The organism is Ensifer sp. ENS03, from assembly GCF_014852035.1.
In the GTDB taxonomy this organism is placed as follows: domain Bacteria; phylum Pseudomonadota; class Alphaproteobacteria; order Rhizobiales; family Rhizobiaceae; genus Ensifer; species Ensifer adhaerens.
This window is the reverse complement of record NZ_JACVAV010000007.1, coordinates 241,391-258,288: the sequence shown is the minus strand read 5'-3', so window position 1 is coordinate 258,288 and position 16,898 is coordinate 241,391. Positions and strand designations below refer to the sequence as shown.

At 62.2% G+C, this 16,898-nt stretch carries 15 protein-coding genes; 12 read left to right on the top strand and 3 right to left on the bottom strand.

The window, feature by feature from the left end; all coding sequences use genetic code 11:
• Positions 1–15 precede the first annotated feature (15 nt).
• From IB263_RS23415 to hflX, 6 genes are all read left to right on the top strand, one after another.
• Positions 16–2,286: a PAS domain-containing sensor histidine kinase gene (locus IB263_RS23415; protein WP_112772638.1), complete on the top strand. Its 2,271-nt coding sequence runs from the start codon at positions 16–18 to the stop codon at positions 2,284–2,286.
• Positions 2,276–3,640, top strand: a complete 1,365-nt coding sequence (ntrX, locus tag IB263_RS23410; RefSeq protein ID WP_060582471.1) for a two-component system response regulator NtrX — start codon at positions 2,276–2,278, stop codon at positions 3,638–3,640. The genes IB263_RS23415 and ntrX overlap by 11 nt, the downstream gene beginning before the upstream one ends.
• Positions 3,641–3,688: 48 nt before the next feature.
• Entirely contained in the window at positions 3,689–5,065 is a 1,377-nt protein-coding gene (gene trkA, locus IB263_RS23405; protein WP_034795767.1) for a Trk system potassium transporter TrkA, read from the top strand.
• A gap of 10 nt (positions 5,066–5,075) precedes the next feature.
• Positions 5,076–5,939, top strand: coding sequence for a D-amino-acid transaminase (locus tag IB263_RS23400; RefSeq protein ID WP_192439083.1), 864 nt, complete (start codon positions 5,076–5,078; stop codon positions 5,937–5,939).
• Between the two features lie 109 nt (positions 5,940–6,048).
• Positions 6,049–6,291, top strand: coding sequence for an RNA chaperone Hfq (hfq, locus tag IB263_RS23395; protein WP_003535434.1), 243 nt, complete (start codon positions 6,049–6,051; stop codon positions 6,289–6,291).
• Positions 6,292–6,369: 78 nt separating this feature from the next.
• On the top strand, positions 6,370–7,695 hold the full coding sequence (hflX, locus tag IB263_RS23390; protein WP_034796024.1) for a GTPase HflX: 1,326 nt from the start codon (positions 6,370–6,372) through the stop codon (positions 7,693–7,695).
• 89 nt (positions 7,696–7,784) lie between these two features.
• Here hflX and mazG read toward each other — a convergent pair whose 3' ends face one another.
• Together mazG and IB263_RS23380 are read right to left on the bottom strand one after the other, a co-directional pair.
• The gene (gene mazG / locus IB263_RS23385) at positions 7,785–8,618 is read right to left on the bottom strand and encodes a nucleoside triphosphate pyrophosphohydrolase (RefSeq protein ID WP_034795753.1); all 834 of its coding nucleotides are present in this window, start codon (positions 8,616–8,618) and stop codon (positions 7,785–7,787) included.
• A gap of 5 nt (positions 8,619–8,623) precedes the next feature.
• Positions 8,624–9,211 (bottom strand): deaminase, encoded by a 588-nt coding sequence (locus tag IB263_RS23380; RefSeq protein WP_034795738.1) that lies wholly within the window; start codon positions 9,209–9,211, stop codon positions 8,624–8,626.
• Positions 9,212–9,441: 230 nt separating this feature from the next.
• On the opposite strand from IB263_RS23380, the gene cysG reads away from it, so the two are divergent.
• From cysG to IB263_RS23350, 6 genes are all read left to right on the top strand, one after another.
• Complete coding sequence (gene cysG, locus IB263_RS23375) at positions 9,442–10,902, top strand: siroheme synthase CysG (RefSeq protein WP_192439082.1); 1,461 nt, start codon at positions 9,442–9,444, stop codon at positions 10,900–10,902.
• A 10-nt stretch (positions 10,903–10,912) separates the two neighbouring features.
• On the top strand, positions 10,913–11,227 hold the full coding sequence (locus IB263_RS23370) for a DUF2849 domain-containing protein (protein WP_034795732.1): 315 nt from the start codon (positions 10,913–10,915) through the stop codon (positions 11,225–11,227).
• Positions 11,228–11,241: 14 nt separating this feature from the next.
• Complete coding sequence (locus tag IB263_RS23365) at positions 11,242–12,912, top strand: nitrite/sulfite reductase (RefSeq protein WP_034795728.1); 1,671 nt, start codon at positions 11,242–11,244, stop codon at positions 12,910–12,912.
• Between the two features lie 17 nt (positions 12,913–12,929).
• Positions 12,930–13,430: a DUF934 domain-containing protein gene (locus tag IB263_RS23360; RefSeq protein ID WP_034795725.1), complete on the top strand. Its 501-nt coding sequence runs from the start codon at positions 12,930–12,932 to the stop codon at positions 13,428–13,430.
• Between the two features lie 147 nt (positions 13,431–13,577).
• Entirely contained in the window at positions 13,578–14,390 is an 813-nt protein-coding gene (locus IB263_RS23355) for a ferredoxin--NADP reductase (RefSeq protein WP_192439081.1), read from the top strand.
• A 258-nt stretch (positions 14,391–14,648) separates the two neighbouring features.
• Positions 14,649–16,169, top strand: coding sequence for an acetyl-CoA hydrolase/transferase family protein (locus tag IB263_RS23350; protein WP_192439080.1), 1,521 nt, complete (start codon positions 14,649–14,651; stop codon positions 16,167–16,169).
• Positions 16,170–16,238: 69 nt separating this feature from the next.
• Here IB263_RS23350 and IB263_RS23345 read toward each other — a convergent pair whose 3' ends face one another.
• On the bottom strand, positions 16,239–16,856 hold the full coding sequence (locus tag IB263_RS23345; protein WP_112976462.1) for a GntR family transcriptional regulator: 618 nt from the start codon (positions 16,854–16,856) through the stop codon (positions 16,239–16,241).
• Positions 16,857–16,898: the final 42 nt, after the last annotated feature.

The window sequence follows — 16,898 nt, the reverse complement described above, 5'->3', positions numbered from 1 at the left end:
GGGGGAACGCTTTTCATGGTGGACGCAATGGCCTTGCCGCTGGGCACAGATGAGGGACTGGCGGCGCAGGATCGCCGTGGCTCCTTTGCCCTGCCGGGCCTGATGTTGGCAACCGGCGCGCTAATCTGTGCGACCGTCTCCCTGCTCGTGCTTCTCGGCCTGACGCCAATCAAGCTCGAACGAAATATCGTCATCGCCTGTGCGGCGATCAACAGCCTCTTCGTCGTCGGCCTCATCTATCTGATCGCCCGTGAAATCCTGCGTCTCCTGCGCGCCCGCCACAAAGGCCGTGCCGCAGCGCGACTGCACGTGCGCATCGTCGCGCTGTTTTCAATCGTGGCGATCACGCCGGCGGTTCTCGTCGCGATCTTTGCCAGCATCACGCTCGATGTCGGCCTTGACCGCTGGTTCTCGCTCCGAACCCAGGCGATCGTCCGCTCCTCGATCAACGTGGCGCAGGCCTACGTGCTCGAGAATGCCAGCTATCTCCAGGGCCAGACCGTCTCGATGGCGAACGACCTCGAGCGCAACCGTCAGCTCTACAGCCTCGACCGTACGGGCTTTGCCGAGCTGATGACCCGCCAGGCGCGCGGACGCGGCATGCTGGGCGCCTTTCTTGTGCGTGCCGACGGCAGCCCCATCGTGCAGGCCAACATCTCGACCGATAGGCCGCTGCCGGCGATCCCGCCGGATGCGTTGAAGAGTTCCGTCTCCGGCCAGCCGACCCTGATCCCGCCAGGGATCACCAACCTTGTCGGCGCGGTCATCCCGCTCGACGACATCCCGGGCACCTTCCTCTACACGGTTCGCAACGTCGATCCGGAGGTGATGCGCTCGCTCCGGCTGATGGAGGAGAACACCGCCGAGTACAAGATGCTCGAGGCCGGGCGAACCTTCACCCAGATTGCCTTCGGTGTCCTCTACCTCGGTTTTGCCCTCATCGTCCTGCTTGCCGCGATCTGGACCGCGATCGCAGTCGCTGACCGGATTGTCCGGCCCATCCGCCAGCTGATCGGTGCCGCCGACAGCGTCGCTTCCGGCAATCTCGATGTCGTCGTGCCGGTGCGCGCCGTCGATGGCGACGTCGGTAATCTATCACGAACCTTCAACAAGATGGTTTCTGAGATCCGCAGCCAGCAGGAGCAGATCCTGGAGGCCAAGGACGAAGTCGACCACCGCCGCCGCTTCATCGAGGCGGTTCTGTCGGGCGTGACCGCGGCTGTCATCGGTGTCGGTCGTGACCGCCAGATCACCATTGCCAATCCGTCGTCCGAAGATTTCCTGAAGAAGGCCGCGCCGGATCTTCTCGGTGCCGATCTCAGGCAGATCGCGCCCGAGATCGAGGAGGTCCTGGTCGAGGCCGAAGGGCGCCATCGCAACGATTACCGCAAGCAGATCAACGTCATGCGCGGCGGAACCGAGCGCACGCTGAACGTTCAGGTGACGCGCGAAGAGGGCGGCGAGGCGAACGAATCCTACGTCATCACCATCGACGACATCACCGATCTCGTCATCGCCCAGCGCTCGACCGCCTGGGCGGACGTGGCGCGCCGCATCGCCCACGAGATCAAGAACCCGCTGACGCCGATCCAGCTTTCCGCCGAGCGCCTGAAGCGGCGCTACGGCAAACAGATCAATCAGGATGACAAAGCCGTTTTCGACCAGTGCACGGACACCATCGTGCGCCAGGTGGAAGACATCGGACGCATGGTGGACGAGTTCTCGGCCTTCGCGCGCATGCCGAAGCCGACAAAGGAACGGGCGGATCTTCGCGCGATCCTGAAGGATGCAGTGTTCCTGCGCGAAATGGGCAACAACCACATCAACTTTGTGCGCGACTTCGGCGAGGAGCCGCTTGAGGGCTTGTTCGACGGGCGCATGCTCGGCCAGGCCTTCGGCAACATCGTCAAGAATGCCGTGGAATCGATCGAGGCGCTGCCGGCGGATGCGGTCCGCGGCCAGCCTCTCGTCGTGGCGCGTGCGCGAACCGATGCGGCGACCGGCCAGTTCGTCGTCGACATCATCGACAACGGCAAGGGTCTGCCCACGGAAAACCGGCACCGTATTCTGGAGCCATACATGACGATGCGCGAGAAGGGCACGGGCCTGGGTCTCGCCATCGTCAAGAAGATCATTGAGGACCATGGCGGACAATTGGAATTGCACGACGCGCCTGCCGAATACGACGGTGGTGTCGGGGCGATGATCCGCGTGATCCTGCCGCCTGCCGGAGAAACCGGGGGCGAAGAGAGTTTGAAGGATAAGGGTGCGAGCGATGGCCGCTGATATTCTGGTTGTGGACGATGAGGAAGATATCCGCGAGATCGTGTCGGGTATCCTGTCGGACGAGGGGCACGAAACGCGCACCGCCTTCGACAGCGACAGCGCGCTGGCGGCGATCAGCGATCGCGTGCCGCGGCTGGTCTTCCTCGACATCTGGATGCAGGGAAGCCGCCTCGACGGCCTGGCGCTGCTCGACGAGATCAAGGGGCGGCACCCGGATCTTCCGGTTGTCATGATTTCCGGTCACGGCAACATCGAGACCGCGGTCAACGCCATCAAGCGCGGCGCCTATGATTTCATCGAGAAGCCCTTCAAGGCCGACCGTCTGATCCTGATCGCCGAACGGGCGCTGGAAAATTCCAAGCTCAAGCGCGAAGTCTCGGAGCTGAAGAAGAAGTCCGGCGATCCGGTTGAGCTGATCGGCACGTCCGTTGCCGTCTCGCAGCTTCGCCAGACGGTCGAAAAGGTCGCGCCGACCAACAGCCGCATCATGATCCAGGGGCCCTCGGGTTCCGGTAAGGAATTGGTCGCGCGTATGATCCACCGCAAGTCGACGCGATCGACGGGCCCCTTCGTGGCGCTGAACGCAGCGGCGATCACGCCGGACCGAATGGAAATCGCGCTCTTCGGGACCGAGGGCACGCCGGGCCAGCCGCGCCGCACGGGCGCGCTCGAGGAAGCCCATGGCGGCATCCTTTATCTCGACGAGATCGGCGAAATGCCGCGCGAGACGCAGAACAAGATCCTGCGCGTGCTCGTCGACCAGCAGTTCGAGCGTGTCGGCGGCACCAAACGCGTGAAGGTCGACGTCCGGATCATCTCGTCGACGGCCTACAATCTCGAAAACATGATCTCCGAGGGCCTGTTCCGCGAAGACCTGTTCCACCGGCTGGCGGTCATTCCGGTTCGTGTTCCGGCACTCGCCGAGCGGCGCGAAGACATTCCGTTCCTCGTCGACATGTTCATGCGCCAGGTCAGCGAGCAGGCGGGCATCCGTCCGCGCAAGATCGGCGACGACGCGCTGGCGGTGCTGCAGGCGCATGACTGGCCGGGCAACATCCGCCAGCTTCGCAACAACATCGAGCGGCTGATGATCCTTGCCCGCAGCGACGGTCCGGATACGCCGATCTCGGCCGACATGCTGCCGACCGAAGTGGGTGACACCCTGCCGAAGATTTCGGCCCAGGGCGACCAGCACATCATGACCTTGCCGTTGCGCGAGGCTCGCGAAATGTTCGAACGTGATTATCTGATCGCGCAGATCAACCGATTCGGCGGCAATATTTCGCGCACGGCGGAGTTTGTCGGTATGGAGCGGTCGGCGCTGCATCGGAAGCTGAAGTCGCTGGGCGTCTGAACCGGAATTTCCGGCCAACCCGCCCGCGCTCGCATGTGAAAGAACGACATGAAGGTAGTCATTTGTGGCGCGGGGCAGGTCGGTTACGGCATTGCCGAGCGACTGGCGCAGGAAGACAACGACGTTTCGGTGATCGATACGTCGGCGGCGCTGATCGCCAACATCACCGAGAGCCTCGACGTGCGCGGTTACGTCGGCCATGGCGCGCATCCGGATGTGCTCGCCAAGGCGGGTGCTGACCAGGCCGACATGCTGATTGCGGTCACGCTGTCCGACGAAGTCAACATCGTCGCCTGTGAAGTGGCGCACGCGATCTTCAACGTGCCGACGAAGGTTGCGCGCATTCGGGCGCAGAGCTATCTCGCGCCTGAGTATGCGAACCTGTTTTCGCGCGAGAACGTGCCGATCGACGTCACCATCTCGCCCGAAGTTGAGGTCGGGCGGCTCGTGCTGCGGCGCATTTCCTTTCCCGGCGCGATCGACGTTGTGCGTTTCGCCGATGACCGCATCGCCATGGTCGCCTTCGAGTGCCTGGAAGACTGTCCCGTCGTCGGCACGCCGCTGCAACAGTTGAGCGAACTGTTTCCTGACCTGCTTGCGACCGTCACCGGCATTTTCCGCAACGGCAAGGTGATCGTGCCCCATTCCGACGACCAGTTGCAGGCGGGCGATATCGCCTATGTCGTTTGCGATCGGGATCATGCGCGGCGCACGCTGACGCTCTTCGGCCACGAAGAGCAGGAGGCGCGGCGCATCATCATTTTCGGCGGCGGCAATGTCGGCTATTTCGTCGCCAAGACGATCGAAGAACACCAGCCGCGCACGCGGGTGAAGCTGATCGAGAGCGATCGCGACCGCGCGGTGATGATGGCCGACAAGCTGAGCAGCACGGTCGTCCTCAACGGGTCGGCCATGGACCAGCGGATCCTCGCGCAGGCCGATGTCCAGGACGCCGATCTCGTCGTGGCGCTCACGAACAACGACCAGATCAACATCCTCGGCAGCATGATGGCGAAACACCTGGGTGCAAAGTCCACACTCGTCCTCATCAACGAACCGTCCTACCAGGATTTTGCCGCGACTGCCGGCGTCGACGCCTATGTGAACCCGCGCGCGGTGACCATTTCGCGCGTGCTGCAGCATGTCCGCAAGGGCCGCATCCGCTCGGTCTATGCGGTGCAGAAGGGCATGGCCGAGGTGATCGAGGCCGAGGCTCTGGAAACGTCCCCGCTCGTCGGCAAGGCCCTGCGCGACCTCGAACTTCCCGACGGAATCCGCATCGGCGCGCTCTATCGCGACAAGACGTTCATTCGCCCTGACGGCGCCACCCGGATCAAGGCGAAGGACCGCGTCGTGCTCTTTGCCACCGCCGATGCGGTGCGCCATGTCGAGCAATTGTTCCGCGTCAGCATCCAGTATTTCTAAGGTCGAGACGATGTCCCGAATTGCCTATGTCAACGGCGCCTACGTGCCGCACGCGGACGCCGGCGTCCATATCGAGGACCGCGGCTATCAGTTTGCGGACGGCGTCTACGAGGTCTGCGAGGTGCGTCACGGCTATATCGTCGATCTCACCCGTCATCTCGATCGCCTCGGCCGCTCGCTCAGCGAACTGCGCATCGACTGGCCGATGACAAGGGCCGCGCTCGTCCACGTGATCCGCGAAGTCATCCGGCGCAACCGGGTGAGAAACGGCCTGTTCTACATGCAGGTCACGCGCGGCGTGGCGCGCCGCGATCACGTCTTTCCCGTGGCGGAAACACGCCCGTCGATCGTGGTGACGGCGAAGCGCACCGACGCTGCAGCCATTGCCAGGAAGGCGACCCATGGCATAGCGGCGATCACGGTGCCGGAAAACCGTTGGGATCGTGTCGACATCAAGTCGGTCGGGCTTCTGCCCAACGTGCTGGCGCGCCAGAAAGCCAAGGAGGAAGGCGCACAGGAGGCGATCTTCGTCGATGCTGACGGCGCGGTGAAGGAAGGCGCAGCGACCAATGTCTGGATTGTCGACCGCGACGGAAACCTGCGCACACGACCGGCAGAACACGGCATCCTCAAGGGAATCACCCGCGCCACCTTGATGGATGTGGCGGTGCCGCTTGGGCTTAAAATCGAGGAGAGGGCGTTCTCGGTCGATGAGATGCTCGCGGCGCGCGAAGTCTTTATTACGGCCGCCACCAGCATCTGTTTTCCGGTCGTTTCGATCGACGGCAAGCCGATCGGCAACGGCCATCCAGGAAGCATAGCACAGAATATTCGCGAAGCCTTTTTCGGCGTTGCGGAAAAGACATTGATTTGATACCAACTCTGAAGAGGTGTCGGGGAAGGTACTTGTGGCGCCTCTGATTGCTGAATTTGACAAAAATGCACCGGCGCGAAACGCCGGCAAATAAGAAAGAAGCGGCGCGATGGCGGAACGTTCTCAAAACTTGCAGGATCTCTTTCTCAATACGGTCCGCAAGCAAAAGATTTCCTTGACAATTTTTCTCATCAACGGCGTCAAGCTTACCGGCGTTGTGACCTCGTTCGACAACTTCTGCGTCCTGCTGCGTCGCGACGGCCACTCGCAACTGGTCTACAAGCACGCGATCTCGACCATCATGCCCGGCCAGCCGCTGCAGATGTTCGAGAACGAAGAAGCCGCATCCTGACGGGACGTTAGGCACATTACCAAACGTGATTCAAAATTGTCGTCGATCATTCCGGAGCTCGAGAAGCTCCGCGACGACATGCGCGCGGTCGTCATCGTTCCAGTCTTGAAAAAGACCGGACGGCAGTCCGCAGATATGCTCTCGACCACCACGACGCGCTCGGACGAAAGTCGCCTCGAAGAGGCGACCGGTCTCGCCATGGCGATCGATCTTGAGGTCGTGCATGGCGCCATCGTTCCGGTGGCGCAGCCGAAGCCGGGCACCTTGCTTGGTACCGGCAAGATCGAAGAGATTGGCCACATCCTCGTCGAGCTCGATGCCGGTCTTGTCATCGTCGACCATCCGCTGACGCCGGTGCAACAGCGCAATCTCGAGAAGGAATGGAACGCCAAGGTCATTGACCGTACGGGCCTCATTCTCGAAATCTTCGGCCGCCGCGCCTCCACCAAGGAAGGCACGCTGCAGGTCGATCTCGCGCATCTCAACTATCAGAAGGGCCGCCTGGTCCGAAGCTGGACCCACCTTGAGCGCCAGCGCGGCGGTGGCGGCTTCATGGGCGGTCCGGGTGAAACCCAGATCGAAGCGGACCGGCGTTTGCTGCAGGATCGCATCGTCAAGCTCGAGCGCGAGTTGGAGCAGGTGCGCCGCACACGGCAGTTGCATCGCTCTAAGCGCAAGAAGGTACCGCACCCGATCGTCGCCCTCGTCGGCTACACCAATGCCGGCAAGTCGACGCTGTTCAACCGCATGACCGGGGCAGGCGTTCTGGCCGAGGATATGCTGTTTGCGACGCTCGACCCGACGCTTCGGCGGCTGAAGCTGCCGCATGGCCGGATGGTCATCCTCTCCGACACTGTCGGCTTCATTTCCGACCTGCCGACCCATCTCGTAGCCGCGTTTCGCGCGACGCTGGAAGAGGTGCTGGAGGCGGATCTGATCCTGCATGTCCGCGACCTCTCGGACCCGGACAACCAGGCACAAGCAAGCGACGTTCTCAGAATCCTGTCCGATCTCGGCATCGACGAGAAGGAAGCCTCCGAGCGCCTGATCGAGGTCTGGAACAAGATCGACCGGTTGGATGACGAATCACGCGAGGCATTGCGCGGCAAAGCGGCGACGTCCAACAACACGGTTGCCGTTTCCGCGATCACCGGTGACGGCGTCGACGAACTGCTCGGCGAAATCGGCCGTCGTCTTTCCGGCGTCCTGACGGAATGCACTGTCGTTCTCGGCATCGATCAGCTGCAGCTTCTGCCCTGGGTCTACCAGCACGCGATCGTCGACGGTCGCGAAGACCTGGAAGACGGGCGTGTGAGCCTTGATCTCAGGTTGACCGAGAACGAGGCCTCCGAGCTGGAGCGTCGCCTTGGAAACGGGCCGAAGCCCGTCGAGGAAGACTGGTAAGCCGTAGCTTTCCAGGGGTCGGCGGCTAGCGGTCTGTCGGCCTCAGCTTTGGGAAAGGGGACGTATGGCGGGCACGCGTCCCGCTCGTTCTAGCCCAGCTGTCGCTCGATCGCCTTGGCTGCCTGCCAGAGCTCTTCCATCCGCTCCAGCGTTGCCTCATCCAGCGTCTCGCCGGCCGCGCCGAGTTCCCGCTCGATATGGGCGAAGCGGCGGCGGAATTTGGTGTTGGTGCCGCGAAGCGCCATCTCCGGATCGGTGCCGACATGGCGCCCGATGTTCACCACGGCAAAGATCAGGTCGCCCAGTTCGTCGCTGACTTTGGCGCGGTCCTTTTCTCGCAGAGCCTGGCGCAACTCGCCGATTTCCTCCTCGATCTTGTCGAGGATCGGTTCCGGCTCCGACCAGTCGAAGCCGACTTTTGCGGCGCGCTCCTGCAGCTTCAGGGCTTCTACGAGCGCCGGAAATGAGCGCTGCACCGAGCCCAAATGGTTTGCGGCTGCATCAGGCGCGAGGCCGCGCTTGGCGCGCTTTTCTTGCCGCTCGGCCTTTTCGGCCTGCTTGATCTCATCCCATTGCAGCTTCACCGCCTCGGGCGTATCGGCGTCGGATCGGGCAAAGACATGCGGGTGCCGGCGGATCATCTTGCGGGTCACCGCCTCAACGACGTCGCCGAAAGCGAAGTCGCCGGCCTCTTCGGCCATACGGGCGTGGAAGACCACCTGCAGCAGCAGATCGCCGAGCTCGTCGCAGAGGTCGTGCATGTCACCGCGCTCAATCGCGTCGGCAACCTCATAGGCCTCTTCGATCGTATAGGGCTTGATGGTCTCGAAGGTCTGGACGATGTCCCAGGGGCAGCCGGTCTCGGGCTGGCGGAGCGCCGCCATGATGTCGAGCAGGCGCGTTATGTCGCGTGAAGGTTCCATGGATCTCAGTTCAGCGGAATGGCGTTGTCGTCCTTACCCGACTGGTAGCTGTCGGAAAGGCTCTGGTAGCGGGCGCGGATGCGGGCATCCTGGGCGGAAAGCCGATCGCGGGTTTCGGCATCGGCGTCTTTCGAGAGTGCAGCAATCGAGGCCGAGTGCCAGAAGGCGTTGTCTTGCGCGTAGCCACCCGGTTCCAGCCGGAAGACCTCCTTCAGAATTTTGAGGTCGTGCGGGATCGCGAACGCGTCGCGCGAATCCTCGTGGCTGAAGAAATAGTAGAAATTGTCGAAGCCGGCCCAGGTGATGGCAGAAAGGCACATGGAGCAGGGCTCGTGCGTCGAGAGGAAGATGAGGTCGCGCGTGTCCGGTTTCTCCGCCATCTCGTAGAAACGCTTCAGCGTGTGCACTTCGCCGTGCCAGAGCGGATTTTCCGTCTCGTTGTTGGTTTCGGCAAGCACCAGCGACAGATCGGACTTGCGCAGGATCGCTGCGCCGAAGACCTTGTTGCCGGCGGCAACACCCTTTTCGGTAAGCGGCAGGATATCCTGCTCGATGACGGTCAAAAGCCGTTCGGCGAGTTCGGGTTTTGTCATGTCTTGGGCCTCCGGCAGGTCGTTGACGGCATTTAACGGAGGTTACCCATGCGGCGCAATGGCCGCGCCAAGGTCGGCGATTGAACAGGCTCGGAGATATTTGCTCAAAATGGTGCACCGCCGAGCAAAACAATACGTGCCTGGAAAGGCATTGAAATTTCTGTTCCTTCAATTGTCGTGCGCCATAAGGGATATTCGCCGCAGCCTGTAGAAGGAACGACCGCAAGACCATGTCGCAGCAGCTCGCCGTTTTCCCCGCATTCTTTCGCGTCGCGCAAAAGCGTGTGGCGGTTTTCGGCAATGGCGACGAAGCCTTTGCCAAGGTGCGGCTGCTGCTGAACACCGAAGCGTCGATCGTCGTCTTCGCCGACGCGCCGGAAGCGGAGTTCGCACAATACCTTCGTGACCGTGGGATCGAACATGTCGCGGCCGCCTTCGCACCCGAGCAGCTCGACGGCGCCATTCTCGTTTTTGCCGCGACCGGCAATGCCGTCGAGGATCAGCGCATCGTCCTTGCAGCGCGTGAACGCAAGATCCCGGCAAATGCCGTCGACCAGCCCGACTTCTGCGACTTCTTCACGCCGGCGCTCGTGAACCGTGCCCCTGTTGCAGTCGCCATCGGGACCGAAGGGGCAGGACCCGTTCTGGCGCAGATGATTCGTGCGCAGATCGATCAGCTGCTGTCCCCCTCGCTCGGTGTCGTTGCTTCGCTTGCCGCGAGCTATCGCGAGGCCGTCGATCGCCTGGTGCCGCGCGGCATTGCCCGCCGCATGTTCTGGCGCCGGTTTTTCCAGGGGCCGGTGGCAGACAAGGTCGCCGGCGGCGATCTGGCTGCTGCCCGCCGTGAGGCTTCGCGTCTGCTCGATGCGCCCGAGAAGGCGAGGGGCCATGTCTGGCTCGTCGGTGCCGGTCCAGGCGCGGAAGACCTGCTGACGCTCCGCGCCCAGCGCGTGATGATGGAAGCCGATGCGATCGTTTATGATGCGCTGGTGCCGCAGACGATCGTCGATATGGGTCGTCGTGACGCCGAGCGCCTGTCGGTCGGTAAGCGCAAGGGCTGCCACACCAAGTCCCAAGACGAGATCAACCAGCTGCTGGTGACGCTGGCTGCCGAAGGCAAGCGCGTCGTCCGTCTGAAGTCCGGCGATCCTTTGGTTTATGGCCGCGCCGGCGAAGAGATGGCGGCGATGCGCGAAGCCGGTATCAGCTATGAGATCGTCCCGGGTATCACTTCGGCCTTCGCCGCGGCGGCCGATTTTGAACTGCCGCTGACGCTTCGCGGTGTTGCCTCCTCGCTGGTCTTCACGACCGGCCACGATCTGACCGGCGAAGTCCTGCCCGATTGGGCGCGGCTTGCCGTCTCGGGTGCAACGATCGCCGTCTACATGGGACGCACTGTTGCGGCGTCGGTCGCCGGTCGTCTGATGCAGGCAGGCCTTCCGCCGGAAACGACGGTTGCCGTCATCGAGAATGCCAGCCGCGCCGACCGGCGCCTGCTGCACGGTACGCTGAAGGACCTTCCGGATCTTGAAAACCGCAGCGAGCTTGCAGGTCCGGTGATGGTCATCATCGGCGATGCCGTCGCCGGCGCCAATTTCGAGCGGTCCGAACCGCTTGTCGCAGGCAAGGCACGTGGCGAGAAGAAAAACATTGAAGCTGCTTTCGGGCGCGACGAACAGATTTTGAACTGAGGAAGAGGTTATGGTGAGCAAGGTTTTGACGGCAAATCGACTTTCGGACGGCATTTCCGTCTGGCTGGATGCCGCGGGCAACTGGGTCGAGCAGCTTCAGGATGCCTTCATCGCTCGCCACGCCGAGGCCGTGACGGCGCTCGAAGCCACCGGTAAGCAGGCGTTCGATGACAACAAGGTCGTCGATGCCAACGTCGTCGACGTCGAAGAGATCAACGGCACGCTTCGCCCGCTGCGCATGCGCGAGCGCATCCGCGCTGAAGGCCCCTCGATCCCCTACGCTGCCGGCTACAATGGCCTTTCCGGCCCGAAACACGCTGCCTGAGGAACCGATACCCGATGTACCGTTACGATGAATTCGACCACGCCTTCGTTTCCTCCCGCGTCGAACAGTTCCGCGATCAGGTCGAGCGGCGACTGAGTGGCGAGCTTGCCGAAGACGCCTTCAAGCCGCTGCGCCTGATGAACGGCGTCTACCTGCAGCTTCACGCCTATATGCTGCGCGTCGCCATTCCCTATGGCACGCTGTCGAGCCGCCAGATGCGCATGCTCGCCCATATCGCGCGCAAATATGACCGCGGCTACGGCCACTTCACCACGCGCCAGAACATCCAGTACAACTGGCCGCGTCTGTCCGACACGCCGGATATCCTGCAAGAGCTCGCAAGCGTCGAGATGCATGCGCTCCAGACCTCGGGCAACTGCATTCGCAATGTGACCGCCGATCACTTTGCCGGCGCGGCCGCCGATGAGGTCGCAGACCCAAGGCCTTACGCCGAGATCTTGAGACAGTGGTCGAGCGTACATCCGGAATTCTCGTTCCTGCCGCGCAAGTTCAAGATCGCCGTCACGGGTGCTGAGCGCGACCGCGCCGCAATCCAGGTCCATGATATCGGTCTGCACCTGAAAAAGGACGAAAACGGCCGCATCGGCTTTGCCGTCTATGTCGGCGGTGGTCAGGGCCGCACGCCGATGATCGCCAAGAAAATTCGCGACTTCCTGCCGGAGGAGGACCTGCTGTCCTACACGACGGCGATCATGCGCGTGTACAACCTGCACGGCCGCCGCGACAACAAGTACAAGGCCCGCATCAAGATCCTCGTACACGAGACCGGCGCCGAAGAATTGTCGCGTCAGGTCGAAGTCGAGTTCGCGGCCCTCAAGGACACCGAGCTGAAGCTGCCGGAGACCGACATCCAGGCGATCTCCACCTATTTCGCACCACCGGCCCTCGAAAACCGTGCTGAAGGCTGGGAGAGCCTCGCGCGCTGGAAGAAGACCGATCCCGAGTTTGCCCGTTGGGTGCAGCAGAATGTGCAGCCGCACAAGCACCCGGACTACGGCATGGTGACGATCTCGCTGAAGCCGATCGGCGGCATTCCGGGCGACGCCAGCGACGCGCAGATGGATGCCGTTGCCGATATTGCCGAGGAATACGCCTTCGACGAAATCCGAGTCAGCCACGAACAGAACCTGATCCTGCCGCATGTGGCGCTGGCCGATCTCGAGCCGGTCTACCGCGCGCTGGTCGCCTCAGGTCTTGCCACTGCCAATGCCGGCCTGATCACGGATATCATCGCCTGTCCTGGGCTGGACTACTGCGCACTTGCCAATGCGCGCTCCATCCCCGTGGCGCAGGAAATTTCGACCCGCTTCGGTTCGCCCGAGCGTCAGGCCGAGATCGGTGAGTTGAAGATCAAGATCTCCGGCTGCATCAATGCCTGCGGTCATCACCATGTCGGCCATATCGGGCTGCTTGGCGTTGAAAAGAAGGGTGCGGAACTCTATCAGATTACGCTTGGTGGCTCCGGCGACGAGAACACCTCGATCGGCGAGATCATCGGCCGCGGCTTCGAACCGGAGAAGGTGACCGACGCCGTCGAGACCATCGTCGACACCTACTTGGGACTGCGCCGCGACGGTCAAGAGACCTTCCTCGAGGCCTATCGCCGCGTCGGCCCACAACCCTTCAAGGATGCGCTCTACGGCAGCGCGCAGGAAGCTGCCTGAGGCGCTGAGGAACGGAAATGACGAAAATCTGGAAGGAAACCGGTTTCGTGGGCGATGATCCCTGGGTCATCGAGACGGAGGAAACCAAGGCAGGCTCGAACGAGAAGGCGATCGTCGGTCTCGACGCGTTCCTGGCCAAGGTTGCAGACAGCGACGAAACCGGTCTTGGCGTGGTCATCGCGCCGGCAGACGACGTGACGAAGCTCGCACCACACCTTGATCGCCTTGCGCTGGTAGCCGTCGCGTTCCCGGCGTTCAATGACGGCCGCGCCTTCAGCCATGCGTCGCTGCTGCGCGCGCGGCTTGGCTTTACCGGCGAGGTGAGGGCGGTCGGCGACGTGCTGATCGACCAGATCCCGCTGATGCTGCGCTGTGGCGTCGAAAGCTTCGCTGTCAGCAATGCGACAGCGCTGAAGCGTTTGTCCGAAGGACGCCTGCCGGGCATTGCTGTGCACTACCAGCCGACCGCCAAGCCTTCGACCGATGCTAAATCCTATAGCTGGCGCCGGGTGTCATAGGGTAGGGTTGGCCGCGACAGTGTGAAGCACGCCGAAATCCCCAAAAGCGACTATATTTGGAAGAGATTTCCTTTCAACAAGGCGCAGCTTGGAATATCGGCTTATTGTTGATAGACAGGGTCATCATTTACAGGACTTGTAGCTAAGATGAATGCTCCGGCAAAAACGGAAGATTTCGCGATCCAGGCACCGGCAGGCGTCTACGTCGAGACGGTGACCAGCGTTGAACACTATACGGATCGGCTCTTCCGCTTCCGCATGACCCGCCCTGCCGAATTCCGCTTCCGCTCGGGCGAATTCGCGATGATCGGCCTGATGGTCGGCGACAAGCCGGTCTATCGCGCCTATTCGATCGCTAGCCCCGCCTGGGACGAAGAACTCGAGTTCTTCTCGATCAAGGTGCCGGATGGCCCGCTGACCTCGCACCTGCAGGGGATCAAGCCGGGCGACAAGGTGCTGATGCGCAAGAAGCCGACCGGTACGCTGGTGCTCGACGCGCTCGTTCCCGGGCGCCGTCTCTACATGTTCTCGACCGGCACCGGCATTGCGCCCTTCGCAAGCCTGATCCGCGATCCCGAGACCTATGAAAAGTTCGAGGAAGTGATCCTCACCCATACCTGCCGCGATGTTGCCGAACTGAAATACGGCTTCGATCTCGTCGAGGAAATCCGGAACCACGAGTTCCTGAACGAGATTGTCGGCGACAAGCTGCGCCACTACGCGACGGTGACCCGCGAAGACTTCCCGTTCAAGGGCCGCATTACCGACCTGATGGTAAACGGCAAGTTCTTCTCCGATCTCGGTCTGCCGCTGCTCGATCCGGCCGTCGATCGCGGCATGATCTGCGGCTCGACCGCGATGCTGAAGGACACCAAGGAAATCCTCGAGGCTGCAGGTCTCACCGAAGGTGCCAACAACAAGCCGGCCGAATTCGTGATCGAACGCGCCTTCGTCGGCTGACCCTTTTTTGTGCAGTTTATCGTTCGAGGGGCGCGCCAAGGGTGCGCCCCTCGTCGTTTAAGGCGAAATACCATCGAGCTATGCGTCGGCGGTAGTTCCGCCTTGCCCATTCTGCGTACCGCCCTACGGTCCGAGCGGCTATCGTGCTCCTGCAAATCTTCATAGCGTGCGCACGCAGACATGCGAAAATAAGCGCACGACGAACCAAGCCCGCGCCGTCCTGATATGAGCCTCGTGGGCCATTTCTGGGAGTGCCCGATGAGCCATGTTCCGCCAACCGACCTGGAGGCCAGGATCCGCTGCAAATCGCTGCGTGATCGCATCGCTACGCCGGAAGAGGCGGCCGCGCTGATCAAGGACGGCATGACCATCGGCATGAGCGGCTTCACCAAGGCCGGTGACGCGAAGGCCGTGCCGCTTGCCATGGCCGAACGAGCCGCACGGGAGAAGTTTCGCATCACGCTGATGACGGGCGCCTCGCTCGGTCATGACATCGACAAGACGCTGACAGAAGCCGGTGTTCTTGCCCGGCGCCTGCCGTTCCAGTCGGACCCGGTTCTGCGAGCGGCGATCAACCGCGGCGAGGTGATGTTCATCGATCAGCATCTCTCGGAAACCGTCGAGCAGTTGCGGTCCGGCCAGATCAGCCCGATCGACTATGCGGTGGTCGAGGCGGTGGCGATCACCGAAGACGGCGGCATCGTTCCGTCGACATCGGTCGGCAATTCGGCAAGCTTCGCGATCCTGGCGAAGAGGGTGATCGTCGAGCTCAATCTCAGCCACAGTCCCGAACTCGAAGGCCTGCACGATATCTTCATTCCGGCGAAGCGACCGAGCCGCACGCCGATCCCGGTCGTTGCCTGCGATAGCCGTGCGGGCTCGCCCTACATTCCTGTCGATCCGGAAAAGATCGTCGCAATCGTCGTCACCGAGAAAGAGGACAGCGCCGCACGGATCTCTCCGCCGGATGCGGAGACGACGACGATCGCCGGCCATCTGATCGCCTTCTTGCAGGAGGAGGTGCGCAAGGGCCGCCTCGACATGACGCTCAACCCGCTGCAGGCGGGCATCGGCGTCATCGCCAATTCGGTGCTGAGCGGCCTGGTCGACAGTCCCTTCCATGATCTGCGTATGTATAGCGAGGTGCTGCAAGACAGCACGTTCGAGCTTTTCGAGGCCGGCAAGCTGAGCTTCGCCTCGGCCTCGTCGATGACGCTTTCCAGCGCCTGGGCTGATCGCGTGTTCCGCAACATCCGCGCCTACAAGGACAAGCTGGTGCTGCGGCCGCAGGAGGTGAGCAATCATCCGGAGATCATTCGGCGCCTCGGTGTCATCGGCATCAACACGGCGCTCGAATTCGATATCTACGGCAACGTCAACTCGACCCATGTCGGCGGTACCGACATGATGAACGGTATCGGCGGCTCCGGCGATTTCGCCCGCAACGCCTTCCTGTCGATCTTCGTCGCCAAGTCGGTTGCCAAGGGCGGGGCGATATCGTCTGTCGTGCCGATGGTGTCCCATGTCGACCACACGGAGCACGACGTCGATATTCTGGTGACCGAGCATGGTCTTGCAGATCTGCGCGGCCTGGCGCCGCGGGAGCGCGCACCCGTCATCATCGAAAACTGCTGCCACCCGGCCTATCGGGAGCTATTGTCGGATTACTTCAATCGTGCGGTCGCCACCCGTGGCGGACAGACCCCGCATATTCTGGAAGAGGCTTTCGACTGGCATGTGCGCCGGCTGAAGACCGGCAGCATGATGCCGACGGCCTGAAGTGTGTTGAAGAAACAACCGTGAAAGCAATCGCTTGCCGTTGTTTCTTCTCGTGCAGGCAAGGTTTCTTCAGGCGTCTGATAGATAGCTCATCAGGTCCGCCATCGCGGCCGACGCGCCTTCAGCGTCGGCCCGCTCGATCGCATCGATCACCGTGACATGGCGGCGGACCGATCCGGCCATCTTTTCAGGCGAGGACGAAGCAAACCAGATGCGGCGCGCATGTGTCTGCAGCGGGGCAAGTGCTGCGGTCAGGAACCGGTTGGGGCAGGCTTCTTCCATCAGTTCGTCGAACACCTTGTCGGCGACGAGAAAACCCTCCATGTCGCCCGCATCAAGACAGGTGGCCATCTCCGCACCGCAAGCTTTCATCGCGCTTCGCTCCTCGGCGCTTGCGTGCGTTGCGACGAGGGCGGCGGCAAGCGGCTCCAGTTTCTGGCGCGTCTGCATGACATGCACCTGGTCGTCCGGCCGGATCGTGGTGATTTGCAAGCCGACACGGGGACGGATATCCATGAGACCCTGCCAGGCCAGCTTCTGGATCGCCTCGCGAACCGGTGTTCGCCCAAGCCCGGCAAGTTCGATCAACTGCCTCTCGGTGACCAGGGCGCCGGGCTCGAGCTTCAGAGTGACGATCAGGCGTTCGAGCGCGAGATAGGCGAGGTGAGCCTGAGATTGCGGTGACATGCCGTTCCTTTGGTTCTGATATATCAGTAGCTTGCACGATTT